We start from the raw sequence: 13,513 nt of genomic DNA, 5'->3' as shown, positions 1-13,513 counted from the left end.
ATGTTGCAATTCCTTACCATAGGGAGATAGATATGGCAATGATAGAAGTGGAACATCTTCAGAAAAATTTTGTGAAGACTGTTAAGGAACCGGGCTTGAAGGGGGCTTTGCGCTCCTTTATTCATCCTGAAAAGCAGACCTTTGAAGCGGTCAAGGATTTGACCTTTGAGGTTCCCAAGGGGCAGATTTTAGGATTCATCGGGGCAAATGGTGCTGGGAAGTCGACAACCATTAAAATGCTGACTGGGATTTTGAAACCGACATCTGGTTTTTGTCGGATTAACGGCAAGATTCCCCAGGATAATCGCCAAGATTATGTCAAGGATATTGGTGTAGTCTTTGGACAACGCACCCAGCTATGGTGGGATTTGGCTCTACAAGAGACCTACACGGTCTTGAAGGAGATTTACGATGTGCCAGATTCGCTCTTTCATAAGCGTATGGACTTTTTGAATGAAGTCTTGGATTTGAAGGACTTTATCAAGGATCCTGTACGGACTCTTTCACTAGGGCAGCGCATGCGGGCGGACATTGCAGCTTCCTTGCTTCACAATCCCAAGGTTCTTTTCTTAGATGAGCCAACTATTGGCCTGGACGTTTCGGTCAAGGATAACATTCGTCGAGCTATTACCCAAATCAATCAGGAGGAAGAAACAACCATTCTCTTGACCACTCACGACCTGAGCGATATTGAGCAACTCTGTGATCGAATTTTTATGATTGATAAGGGGCAGGAGATTTTTGATGGAACGGTGAGCCAACTCAAGGAAACCTTTGGCAAGATGAAGACTCTTTCCTTTGAACTACTACCAGGTCAAAGTCATCTCGTTTCTCACTATGAAGGCTTTTCGGATATGAGCATTGGTAGACAGGGGAATAGTCTCAACATTGAATTCGATAGTTCCCGCTATCAGTCAGCTGATATTATCAAGCAAACCCTGTCTGATTTTGAGATCCGCGATTTGAAGATGGTGGATACGGATATTGAGGATATTATCCGTCGCTTCTACCGAAAGGAGCTCTAGGATGATCAAATTATGGAGACGTTATAAACCCTTTATCAATGCAGGGGTTCAGGAGTTGATTACTTACCGAGTCAACTTTATTCTCTATCGGATCGGCGATGTCATGGGTGCTTTTGTGGCTTTTTATCTCTGGAAGGCTGTCTTTGATTCCTCTCAGGAGTCTTTGATTCAGGGCTTTAGTATGGCAGATATCACCCTCTACATCATTATGAGTTTTGTGACCAATCTGTTGACCAGGTCTGATAGCTCCTTTATGATTGGGGAGGAGGTCAAGGATGGTTCCATTATCATGCGTTTGTTGCGACCAGTGCATTTTGCGGCCTCTTATCTTTTCACTGAGCTTGGTTCCAAGTGGTTGATTTTTATTAGCGTTGGCCTTCCATTTTTAAGTGTCATTGTCTTGATGAAAATCTTATCTGGGCAAGGCGTTGTTGAAGTGTTGGGTTTAACTGTCCTTTATCTCTTTAGTCTAACGCTAGCCTATCTGATTAACTTTTTCTTTAATATCTGCTTTGGATTTTCTGCCTTTGTGTTTAAAAATCTTTGGGGTTCCAACCTACTTAAGACTTCTATAGTGGCCTTTATGTCTGGAAGTTTGATTCCCTTGGCTTTCTTTCCAAAGGTTGTTTCAGATATTCTGTCCTTCCTGCCTTTTTCATCCTTAATCTACACACCAGTCATGATTATTGTTGGGAAATACGATGCCAGTCAGATGCTTCAGGCACTCCTTTTGCAGTTTTTCTGGCTCTTAGTGATGGTGGGCTTGTCTCAGTTGATTTGGAAACGAGTCCAGTCCTTTATCACCATTCAAGGAGGTTAGTATGAAAAAATATCAGCGTATGCATCTGATTTTTATCAGACAATATATCAAGCAAATCATGGAATACAAGGTGGATTTTGTAGTTGGTGTCCTGGGAGTTTTTCTGACCCAAGGCTTGAACCTCTTGTTTCTCAATGTCATCTTTCAACACATCCCATCCCTAGAAGGTTGGACTTTTCAAGAGATTGCTTTTATCTATGGATTTTCCTTGATTCCCAAGGGGCTGGACCATCTCTTTTTTGATAATCTCTGGGCTCTGGGACAGCGTTTGGTGCGAAAAGGGGAGTTTGACAAGTATCTTACACGTCCTATCAATCCTCTCTTTCACATCTTGGTTGAGACCTTTCAGATTGATGCCCTGGGCGAGCTCTTGGTCGGTGGTATCCTACTGGGAACAACAGTGACCAGCATTGCTTGGACTCTTCCAAAATTCCTGCTTTTCCTAGTTTGTATTCCTTTTGCGACCTTGATTTATACTTCTCTTAAAATCGCGACAGCTAGTATCGCTTTTTGGACCAAGCAGTCAGGCGCCATGATCTACATTTTTTATATGTTTAATGACTTTGCCAAGTATCCGATTTCCATTTATAATTCATTTCTTCGTTGGTTGATTAGCTTTATCGTGCCATTTGCCTTTACAGCCTACTATCCTGCTAGCTATTTCTTGCAGGACAAGGATGTAATCTTTAACATCGGAGGTTTGATTTTGATTTCCCTAGTCTTCTTTGTCATTTCCTTGAAATTATGGGACAGGGGCTTGGATTCTTATGAAAGTGCAGGGTCCTAAGATGAAGAAACTCAAAGCCTTGTCTCAGGACAGACTTTTTCTAATAGAGATGAAAATTACTTGACATCTATTCTCAGAGTGCTATACTGTAAGTGTAATCGCCGATTTAGCTCAGTTGGTAGAGCAAGGCACTCGTAAAGCCTAGGTCACAGGTTCGATCCCTGCAATCGGCAAAATGAAGAAACTCATTCTACTGGGTTTCTTTTTTCTTAACTATTTAGCCACTTAGAGCGATATAGAGACCAGATAGGCAAAAGAACTTGTTCTTGAAACTGACCTCTGCTATAATAATTTTTGTAAGGGACGTGAGTATTCATACTCTTCGAAAATCTCTTCAAACAAAGTCAGTTTCACCTTGCCGTTTATATGTGACTGACTTCGTCAGTTCTATCCACAACCTCAAAGCAGTGCTTTGAGCTGACTTCGTCAGTCTTATCTACAACCTCAAAACAGTGTTTTGAGCAGCCTACGGCTAGTTTCCTAGTTTGCTTTTTGATTTTCATTGAGTATTAGTTGCTAGAGCAAGGCACTCGTAAAGCCTAGGTCACAGGTGAACATATGACTGAAGATTTGAAAAAATAGATATGTATAAATAACCGTTAAGCCTTATTCTTAGCGGTTATTTATATTGTTTAATAGCGCTGATATTTCATCAATGATGTTTGACTTTGTGATTTTGGTAGTGGTTCAATTTGATTGCTACTATTTTTGATGGTATGAATGTGCTTATAATGTATCCCCGTTAAGTACGAAACTTTTGCATCATTTATTAACATGCGTTAAAAATAAAATTAACCATCCTTAATTTTTCTTGACTTAAATTTTTTAAATGATATACTATTTTTATGGAGAGCTAACAATTATATATAAATGTACTACTCTATTTCCTAGATAATACTTAGTAAAACTTTTTATAACAAAGGCTAGCAAAGTTAAAGTTTACTATCTATTGGAATTTAAATAAATATGTAAGGAATTAAAATGAAAAAAAGTACAGTATTGTCATTAACCACAGCTGCAGTTATTTTAGCAGCATATGTCCCTAATGAGGTAGTTTTAGCAGACACATCTAGCTCTGAAGATGCTTTAAATATCTCTGATACAGAAAAAGTAGTAGTAGATAAGGAAGCAGAAAATAAAGAAAAACATGAAAATATTCATAATGCTATAGAAACTTCAAAAGATACTGAAGAGAAGAAAACAACGGTTATTGAGGAAAAAGAAGTTGTTAGTAAAGAATCTGTGATAGATAACAAAACTAGCAATGAAGAAGAAAAAATCAAAGAAGATTCCAATCAATCCAAAGAAGATAAAGCGGACTCGTCTGCAAGTAAAGACCCAGAAAGTCCCAAAAAAGAGGATAAACTTGTCTATATTGCTGAATTTAAAGATAAAGAATCTGGAGAAAAAGCAATCAAGGAATTATCCAATCTTAAGGATACAAACGTTTTATATACCTATAATACGATTTTTAATGGTGTTTCAATAGAAACAACTCCAGATAATCTGGATAAAATTAAACTAATAGAAGGTATTTCATCGGTTGAACGGTCACAAAAACTCCAACCCATGATGAATCATGCCCGAAAGGAAATTGGAGTTGAGGAGGCTATCGATTACCTAAAGGCCATTAATGCTCAATTTGGGAAAAACTTTGATGGTAGAGGTATGGTCATTTCAAATATCGATACCGGGACAGATTATAGGCATAAGGCCATGAGGATTGATGATGATGCTAAAGACTCAATGAGATTTAAAAAAGAAGACTTAAAAGGTACTGATAAAAATTTCTGGTTGAGTGATAAGATTCCTCATGCTTTCAATTATTATAATGGTGGTAAAATAACTGTAGAAAAAGCTGATGATGGAAGTGATTATTTTGATCCACATGGAATGCATATTGCAGGGATTCTTGCGGGAAATGATACTGAAAAAGACATCAAGAACTTTAATGGAATAGATGGAATTGCACCTAATGCACAGATCTTCTCTTATAAAATGTACTCTGACGCAGGATCTGGGTTCGCAGGGGATGAAACAATGTTTCATGCTATTGAAGATTCTATCAAACACAACGTTGATGTTGTTTCGGTATCATCTGGTTTTACAGGAACAGGTCTTGTAGGTGAGAAATATTGGCAAGCTATTAGAGCATTAAGAAAAGCAGGCATTCCAATGGTTGTAGCTACGGGTAACTATGCGACTTCTGCTTCAAGTTCTTCTTGGGATTTAGTGGCAAATAATCATCTGAAAATGACCGACACTGGAAATGTAACGCGAACAGCAGCACATGAAGATGCGATAGCGGTTGCATCTGCTAAAAATCAAACAGTTGAGTTTGATAAAGTTAAGATTGGAGGAAAAAGTTTTAAATACAGAAATATAGGGGCCTTTTTCGATAAGAATAAAATCACAACAAATGAAGATGGTTCAAAAGCTCCTGATAAATTGAAATTTGTATATATAGGCAAGGGACAAGACCAAGAGTTGATAGGTTTGAATCTTAAGGGCAAAATTGCAGTAATGGATAGAATTTATACAAAGGATTTAAAAAATGCTTTTAAAAAAGCTACGGATAAGGGCGCACGCGCCATTATGGTTGTAAATACTGTCAATTACTACAATAGAGATAATTGGACAGAGCTTCCAGCTATGGGATATGAAGCGGATGAAGCTACTAAAAGTCAAGTGTTTTCAATTTCAGGAGATGATGGTGTAAAGCTATGGAACATGATTAATCCTGATAAAAAAACTGAAGTCAAAAGAAATAATAAAGAAGATTTTAAAGATAAATTGGAGCAATACTATCCAATTGATATGGAAAGTTTTAATTCCAACAAACCGAATGTAGGTGACGAAAAAGAGATTGACTTTAAGTTTGCACCTGACACAGACAAAGAACTCTATAAAGAAGATATCATCGTTCCAGCAGGATCCACATCTTGGGGGCCAAGAGTAGATTTACTTTTAAAACCCGATGTTTCAGCACCTGGTAAAAACATTAAATCTACTCTCAATGTCATTAATGGGAAATCAACTTATGGCTATATGTCAGGAACTAGTATGGCAACTCCAATCGTAGCAGCTTCTACTGTTTTGATTAGACCTAAGTTAAAGGAAATGCTTGAAAGACCTGTATTGAAAAATCTTGAGGGAGATGACAAAATAGACCTTACAAGTCTTACAAAAATTGCTTTACAAAATACTGCGCGACCTATGATGGACGCAACGTCTTGGAAAGAAAAAAGCCAATACTTTGCATCACCTAGACAACAGGGAGCAGGGCTAATTAATGTTGCCAATGCTTTGAGAAATGAAGTTGTAGCGACTTTCAAAAACAAGGATTCTAAAGGTTTGGTAAACTCTTATGGTTCTATTTCTCTTAAAGAAATAAAAGGAGAAGAAAAATATTTTACAGTTAAGCTTCACAATACATCAGACAGACCTTTAACCTTTAAAGTTTCAGCATCAGCGATAACTACAGATTCTCTAACTGACAGATTAAAACTGGATGAAACATATAAAGATGAAAAATCTCCAGATGGGAAGCAAATTGTTCCAGAAATCCATCCAGAAAAAATCAAAGGAGCAAATATCACATTTGAGCATGATACTTTCACTATAGGCGCAAATTCTAGCTTTGATTTGAATGCGGTTATAAATGTTGGAGAGGCTAAAGACAAAAATAAATTTGTAGAATCATTTATTCATTTTGAGTCAGTGGAAGAAATGGAAGCTCTAAACTCTAACGGGAAGAAAATAAACTTCCAACCTTCTTTGTCGATGCCTCTAATGGGATTTGCTGGGAATTGGAACCACGAACCAATCCTTGATAAATGGGCTTGGGAAGAAGGATCAAAATCAAAAACAATGGAAGGTTATGATGATGATGGTAAACCGAAAATTCCTGGAACCTTGAACAAAGGTATTGGTGGAGAACATGGTATAGATAAATTTAATCCAGCAGCTATTATTCAAAACAGAAAAGATAAAAATATTACATCACTAGACCAAGACCCAGACTTATTTGCCTTTAACAACCAAGGTATTCATGCAGAATCCACTAGTGGATCTAATGTTGCTAGGGTATATCCACTTGACTCAAAGGGAGAACCACAAAGTGTTTCACTAGAAAGAGGATTAACACCTTCTCCACTTGTATTAAGAAGTGCAGAAGAAGGATTGATTTCAATAGTAAATATAAATAAAGAGGGAGAAAATCAAAGAGACTTAAAAGTCATTTCGAGAGAACACTTTATTAGAGGAATTTTAAATTCTAAAAGCAATGATGCAAAGGGAATCAAATCATCTAAACTAAAAGTTTGGGGTGACTTGAAGTGGGATGGACTCATCTATAATCCTAGAGGTAGAGAAGAAAATGCACCAGAAAGTAAGGATAATCAAGATCCTGCTACTAGGATAAGAGGTCAATTTGAACCGATTGCGGAAGGTCAATATTTCTATAAATTCAAATATAGATTAACCAAGGATTATCCATGGCAGGTTTCTTATATACCAGTAAAAATTGATAATACAGCTCCAAGAATTATTTCAATTGATTTTTCTAATCCAGATAAAATTAAATTGATTGCAAAAGATACCTACCACAAGGTAAAGGATGAGTACAAACACGAAACCTTGTTTGCTAGAGACCAAAAAGAACATCCTGAGAAATTTGAAGAAGTAGCCAACGAAGTATGGTATGCAGGTGCAGCTCTTGTCGATAAGTATGGAGATGTTGAGAAAAATCTTGATGTAACTTACGCCGGAGAGGGTGAAGGAAGAAATAGGAAACTTGACAAAGACGGAAATACCATCTACGAAATTAGCGGAGCAGGAAATTTAAGAGGAAAAATCATCGAAGTAATCGCCCTAGATGGCGCAAGCAACTTTACCAAAATCCATAGAATTAAATTTGCTGATAAGGCTGACAAAAATGGAATGATTTCTTATTACCTAGTAGATCCTGACAAAGATGCTTCTTCTTACAAAAAACTAGGGGAAATTTCTGAAGATAAACTTAAAAATGCCCAAAGTCCAGAAGCCTCAAATAACGTAGAAGAAAAGAAAGAGACTGTTGAAGAAAAACCTATAGAGGGACCTTCAACTCTAGAGTTAGACAAAGAAATCTCTACTGTAAGAAACTTTGAAAATAAAGACCTAAAGAAACTAATTAAAAAGAAATATAAGGAAGAAGAAGACTTTGTAAATGGCGGAAAAAGAAAAGTAGAGCTTGATTATCAATATGATACTAAGGGAAATATAACTGCCTATGTGGATGGAAGTGCTCTAGAATATGAGACTGAGAAACTTGATGATGTTAAATCAAAGCTTGGTGGTGTATTAAGCCCATCAAAGGATGGACATTTTGAAATTCTTGGAAAAGTAAGTAATGTATCCAAAAATGCTAAGGCTTACTATGGCAATGGCTTCAAATTAATAGAAATTAAGGCAAGTAAATACGACCCACAAACTAAAACTCTAACCTTTGACTTATTTGCAAATACAAATGATGTAGTCGATGGTCTATCCTTTACGGGTGATATGAATATCCTTGTAAAAGATAAGGGTAAAACAAAAGCTAAAACTAAAATTAGAATGCCTGAAAAAAATAGGGAAACTAAAACAGAATATCCCTATGCATCAAGTTATGGGAATGTAATAGAATTAGGAGAAGGTGATCTTTCAAAAAACAAACCAAACAATTTAACTGAAATGGAATCTGGTAAAATCTATTCTGATTCAGAAAAACAACAATATCTATTAAAGGATAATATCATTCTGAGAAAAGGCTATGCACTAAAAGTGACTACCTATAATCCTGGAAAAACGGATATGTTAGAAGGAAATGGAGTCTATAGCAATGAAGATATAGCAAAAATACAAAAGGCCAATCCTAATCTAAGAGTCCTTTCAGAAAAAATAATTTATGCTGATAGTAGAAATGTTAAAGATGGAAGAAGCACTCAATCAGTATTAATGTCGGCTTTGGATGGCTTTAACATTGTAAGATATCAAGTGTTTACCTTTAACATGAATGATAAAGGGGAGGCAATCGATAAAGATGGAAATCTTGTGACAGATTCCTCTAAACTTGTATTATTTGGTAAAGATAATAAAGAGTATCATGGGGAGGAATATTCTAATGTAGAAGCTATAAAAGAAGATGGCTCCATGTTATTTATTGATACCAAACCAGTAAACCTTTCAATGAATAAGAACTACTTTAATCCATCTAAATCTAATAAAATTTATGTACGAAATCCAGAATTTTATTTAAGAGGTAAGATTTCTGATAAGGGTGGTTTTAACTGGGAATTGAGAGTTAATGAATCGGTTGTAGATAATTATTTAATCTACGGAGATTTACACATTGATAACACTAGAGATTTTAACGTTAAGCTTAATGTTAAAGACGGTGACATCATGGACTGGGGGATGAAAGATTATAAAGCAAACGGATTTCCAGATAAGGTAACAGATATGGATGGAAATGTTTATCTTCAAACTGGCTATAGCAATTTGAATGCGAAAGCGGTTGGAGTACACTATCAATTTTTATATGATAATGTTAAACCAGAAGTAAACATTGATCCCAAGGGAAATACAAGTATCGAATATGCTAACGGAAAATCTGTAGTCTTTAATATCAATGATAAAAGAGATAATGGATTCAATGGTGAGATTCAAGACAAACATATTTATGTAAATGGAAAAGAATACACATCATTTGATGATATTAAACAACTAACAGATAAGACACTAAACATTAAGATTCTTGTAAAAGATTTTGCAAGAAATACAACTGTAAAAGAATTCATTTTAAACAAAGATACGGGAGAGGTAAGAGAACTAAAACCTCATACGGTAACTGTGACCATGCAAAATGGAAAAGAAATGAGTTCTAAGATAGTGTCGGAAGAAGATTTCATTTTACCTGTCTATAAGGGTAAATTAGAAAAAGGCTATCAATTTGATGGTTGGGAAATTGCTGGTTTCGAAGGGAAAAAAGATGCTGGCTATGTTCTTAATTTATCAAAAGATACCTTTATAAAACCTGTATTCAAGAAAATAGAGGAGAAAAAGGAGGAAGAAAATAAACCTACTTTTGATGTATCCAAAAAGAAAAATAAGGTGCAAGTAAATCATAATCAATTAGATGAAAGTCACAGAAAAGAGGATTTACAAAGGGAAAATCATTCCCATAAATCTGATTCAACTGAAGGTGTCAAAGCTACAGTTCCTGTACAAGTAAATCATAATCAATTAGATGAAAGTCACAGAAAAGAGGATTTCCAAAGAGAAAATCATTCACACAAATCTGATTCAACTGATGGTGTCACAGCTACAATTCCTGTACAAGTAAATTATAGTCAATTAGATGAAAGTCAAAGATCTGATTTAACTAAGGATGTCAAAGCTACAGTTCCTGATAGAAATGATAAAAACTTTGAAAATAAGACTGAAGTTTATCCTAATGAACCAGAGAACATAGCCAATAAAGACACCAATATCGATAGCAAATTAACTACTAACAATCTTAATAAGTCACCAAAAACCGGAACAGTTAGCGGAGTCTTTACATTATTCGTTGCTGGAATACTGTTTACCGTAGGCACATTTCTTGGATTAAAGAAAAAAGATTAAGATGAAGACAAAAGCTATAGATGAAAAAATGGTTTATGTACTGAGATAGTGTGATGATGAAACAGTTTTGTGAAAATAGCCATTTATAACTCAATTATTTAGTTTACTTTACTATTGATACTCTTTTTGGATTTATTAATAGACTTAGTTTCGACAACTAATGAATTGATTGAAAGGGTTAGTATTGACAATATTGGTCACATTGATTAGAAAATAGAGTCTATCAAAATTTAAAGGCTAATAGAGGTGATGAGATAATTTCAAGGAATTAAGTAGCGTTTGGTTGCTTAATTCCTTTTTATTTGGAAGGAAGTTTTTCACCTGCTTCCTTATTTTATCGCTATTATTGAACCATTTAGACCGAGATAAAGACCAGATAGGCAAAAGACCTTGTTCTTGAAACTGACCTCTGCTATAATGATTTTTGTAAGAGACGTGAGGCCTCACTATCAGATAACTAAAGTTCCTAAAAAAGAAATCGGAGATCAAAATGAAAAAATTATTAGGGATTGTATTTTTAGTAGCAGCAGCGACAGTAGTGTATTTTGGTTCTGTTGGCTGGCCAAGTTTAGATGTCAATCTCTGGTCACTGATTCCGGTAGGCTTGTTCCTCTTTTTCACTCTAGAGAATCTTTTAAAAAAGGATTACAAGGCTAGTCTGATGTGCTTCATTATTGCCTTTATCATCGCAAATGCAATTTTGGACCTTTTGCCAATTTCAAGTGGCTTGGTGATTGGAGCAGGCGTGCTGGCTTGTGTAGGTATTGGTTACCTCTTTCCTAATAAAGAAGGAAAATAATACTCTTCGAAAATCTCTTCAAACCACGTCAGCTTCCATCTGCAACCTCAAAACAGTGTTTTGAGCTGACTTCGTCAGTTCTATCTACAACCTAAAAGCAGTGCTTTTAGCAACCTGCGGCTAGCCTCCTAGTTTGCTTTTTGATTTTTATTGAGTATAAGAATTATTAAAAAAGATATAAAGAAAAACACTTCAATCACTGTATTTCAGTTTGATTGAGGTGTTTTCGATTTAGTTTTTTATTTCTGAGCCATCAATTCAACAATCATCTCGATATACATGAAAAGGGTTAATAAGAATCCTGCACGCCAGAAGAATTTGATGAATTTAGGATAGTAAAAGCTGCGTTTTTTAAAAAGGAAGAAAAAGACGAGAATAATGGCTAGGACTGAGAGGGCTAGGCCCAGTCTAGGGAGGAAATTATGGGTAAAGGTTTTAGCTGTGATCAGGTAATATTCAAATACCAAGACTGGAAAAGCCAAATCCGCAAAGTTTCGTCCTAGTTTTTTTAATCTAAAAAGTTTGGTTATGATAATGCAGACTACTAAGGTCAGTATCAATAATAAAATAGATGCTAATTTCATTAAAATCATATCCATATTGTATCATAAAAAATGGCTAATGGAAACGAGAAACAGAGGAATTTATAGGAAAGTCAGGCTTTTGAGATTGTGGGTGATTTTTGTTATAATGAAAGTTATGAAATCTTATAATACTTTGAATGATTATTATCGAAAACTATTTGGAGAAAAGACCTTTAAAGTCCCTATTGATGCGGGGTTTGACTGTCCCAATCGTGATGGGACTGTGGCTCATGGAGGCTGTACTTTTTGTACGGTTTCAGGTTCTGGAGATGCTATCGTAGCACCGGACGCGCCTATCCGTGAGCAATTTTATAAGGAAATTGACTTTATGCATCGTAAGTGGCCGGATGTTCAGAAGTATCTGGTTTATTTTCAAAATTTTACCAACACCCATGAAAAGGTGGAAGTCATCCGAGAGCGCTATGAGCAGGCTATCAATGAGCCAGGTGTAGTAGGAATCAATATTGGAACGCGCCCAGACTGTTTACCAGACGAAACTATCGAGTATTTGGCTGAGTTGTCGGAGCGCATGCATGTGACGGTAGAATTGGGCTTGCAGACTACTTATGAAACAACCTCTGATCTGATTAACCGCGCCCATTCCTATGAATTATATGTGGAAACGGTCAAGCGTTTGAGAAAGTATCCCAAGATTGAGATTGTTTCCCATTTGATCAATGGACTTCCTGGCGAAACACATGAAATGATGATTGAAAATGTCCGCCGCTGTGTCACGGATAATGATATTCAAGGAATTAAACTGCATTTGCTTCACTTGATGACCAATACGCGTATGCAACGAGATTACCACGAGGGACGTTTACAACTGATGAGCCAGGACGAATATGTCAAGGTCATCTGTGATCAACTGGAAATCATTCCCAAGCATATCGTCATCCATCGAATCACAGGAGATGCACCTAGAGATATGCTGATTGGGCCTATGTGGAGCCTCAATAAATGGGAAGTGCTAAATGCTATTGAAACTGAAATGCGACGTCGTGGAAGTGTTCAAGGATGCAAGGCTGTAAAACAGGAGTTTAAAAATGAAAAGACCACTTGAGATGGCACATGATTTTTTGGCTGAAGTCGTGACAAAAGAGGATATCGTTGTGGATGCGACAATGGGAAATGGCCACGATACCCTTTTTCTAGCCAAATTAGCCAAGAAAGTCTATGCCTTTGATATTCAGGCACAAGCCTTGGAAAAGACCAAGGAGCGTTTGGACCAGGCTGGCCTGACAAATGCCCAGTTGATCTTGCAAGGTCATGAGACACTGGATCAGTTTGTAACAGAAGCCAAGGCAGGGATTTTTAATCTGGGCTATCTGCCGTCGGCTGATAAGTCAGTCATTACCCAACCTCAGACAACGATTGAAGCTTTAGAAAAGCTGTGTAGCTTACTTGTCAAAGGGGGACGGATTGCTATTATGATCTACTATGGTCATGAAGGAGGCGACCTCGAGAGGGATGCTGTCTTGGATTTTGTTAGCCAGTTGAACCAACAGGAGTTTACAGCTACCATTTACAGAACTTTAAACCAAGTCAACAACCCACCATTTTTAGTGATGATTGAAAAATTAGAGAGATATAGACATGGATAAACAATACCTACGTGAAAAGCTGGATGCCATGCGCCAGAATTTTGTTGAATCAACCCACCACGAACGAGCGGTGGGAGTGTTAGACCAAGCGCATATGAGCAAAAAAATGCTTAAAATCAAGAAAAAATTAGTTGCTCTTGAGATGGAACGGTGCCAGAGAAAAATTGAGCACAAGGATTGTTCCACGATTGACCAAAAAATCAAAGAGCAGAAGGAGATATTTGAATCCTGTTGTAAAAAAGATTAA

At 36.5% G+C, this 13,513-nt stretch carries 10 protein-coding genes and 1 tRNA gene; 9 read left to right on the top strand and 2 right to left on the bottom strand.

The features are described 5' to 3' along the window. The first annotated feature begins 32 nt into the window (after positions 1 to 32). The 4 genes from HT679_RS07345 (at position 33) to HT679_RS07330 (ending at position 2,805) form a co-directional block, all read left to right on the top strand. Positions 33 to 1,025 carry an ATP-binding cassette domain-containing protein gene (locus HT679_RS07345; RefSeq protein WP_173213859.1) on the top strand — a complete coding sequence of 331 codons (993 nt, stop codon included), beginning with the start codon at positions 33 to 35 and terminating at the stop codon, positions 1,023 to 1,025. 1 nt (position 1,026) lies between these two features. Then, positions 1,027 to 1,845 (top strand): ABC-2 family transporter protein, encoded by an 819-nt coding sequence (locus HT679_RS07340; RefSeq protein ID WP_173213856.1) that lies wholly within the window; start codon positions 1,027 to 1,029, stop codon positions 1,843 to 1,845. A gap of 1 nt (position 1,846) precedes the next feature. After that, the gene (locus tag HT679_RS07335) at positions 1,847 to 2,632 is read left to right on the top strand and encodes an ABC transporter permease (RefSeq protein WP_173213854.1); all 786 of its coding nucleotides are present in this window, start codon (positions 1,847 to 1,849) and stop codon (positions 2,630 to 2,632) included. 100 nt (positions 2,633 to 2,732) lie between these two features. Next, positions 2,733 to 2,805 (top strand) — tRNA-Thr (locus tag HT679_RS07330). A 189-nt stretch (positions 2,806 to 2,994) separates the two neighbouring features. On the opposite strand, the gene HT679_RS11390 is transcribed toward HT679_RS07330, so the two are convergent. Continuing rightward, the gene (locus HT679_RS11390) at positions 2,995 to 3,135 is read right to left on the bottom strand and encodes a hypothetical protein (RefSeq protein WP_240149437.1); all 141 of its coding nucleotides are present in this window, start codon (positions 3,133 to 3,135) and stop codon (positions 2,995 to 2,997) included. Between the two features lie 478 nt (positions 3,136 to 3,613). Here HT679_RS11390 and HT679_RS07320 point away from each other — a divergent pair, with 478 nt between their 5' ends. Both HT679_RS07320 and HT679_RS07315 read left to right on the top strand, forming a co-directional pair. Further along, positions 3,614 to 10,279, top strand: a complete 6,666-nt coding sequence (locus tag HT679_RS07320; protein WP_173213852.1) for a S8 family serine peptidase — start codon at positions 3,614 to 3,616, stop codon at positions 10,277 to 10,279. Between the two features lie 490 nt (positions 10,280 to 10,769). Continuing rightward, the gene (locus HT679_RS07315; RefSeq protein ID WP_173213850.1) at positions 10,770 to 11,078 is read left to right on the top strand and encodes a hypothetical protein; all 309 of its coding nucleotides are present in this window, start codon (positions 10,770 to 10,772) and stop codon (positions 11,076 to 11,078) included. A gap of 239 nt (positions 11,079 to 11,317) precedes the next feature. Here HT679_RS07315 and HT679_RS07310 read toward each other — a convergent pair whose 3' ends face one another. Beyond that, on the bottom strand, positions 11,318 to 11,677 hold the full coding sequence (locus tag HT679_RS07310) for a DUF3397 domain-containing protein (RefSeq protein ID WP_173213848.1): 360 nt from the start codon (positions 11,675 to 11,677) through the stop codon (positions 11,318 to 11,320). A 91-nt stretch (positions 11,678 to 11,768) separates the two neighbouring features. On the opposite strand from HT679_RS07310, the gene HT679_RS07305 reads away from it, so the two are divergent. Genes HT679_RS07305 through HT679_RS07295 form a run of 3 tightly spaced genes read left to right on the top strand, consistent with a single transcriptional unit; the run spans position 11,769 to position 13,513 of the window. Continuing rightward, positions 11,769 to 12,725, top strand: a complete 957-nt coding sequence (locus HT679_RS07305; RefSeq protein ID WP_173213846.1) for a TIGR01212 family radical SAM protein — start codon at positions 11,769 to 11,771, stop codon at positions 12,723 to 12,725. Then, positions 12,709 to 13,266: a class I SAM-dependent methyltransferase gene (locus HT679_RS07300; protein ID WP_173213844.1), complete on the top strand. Its 558-nt coding sequence runs from the start codon at positions 12,709 to 12,711 to the stop codon at positions 13,264 to 13,266. The genes HT679_RS07305 and HT679_RS07300 overlap by 17 nt, the downstream gene beginning before the upstream one ends. Further along, complete coding sequence (locus HT679_RS07295) at positions 13,259 to 13,513, top strand: hypothetical protein (RefSeq protein WP_173213842.1); 255 nt, start codon at positions 13,259 to 13,261, stop codon at positions 13,511 to 13,513. The genes HT679_RS07300 and HT679_RS07295 overlap by 8 nt, the downstream gene beginning before the upstream one ends.

The sequence above is a fragment of the Streptococcus sp. 4886 genome, from assembly GCF_013276485.1.
GTDB lineage: Bacteria > Bacillota > Bacilli > Lactobacillales > Streptococcaceae > Streptococcus.
This window is presented reverse-complemented; position numbering and strand designations above follow the sequence as displayed.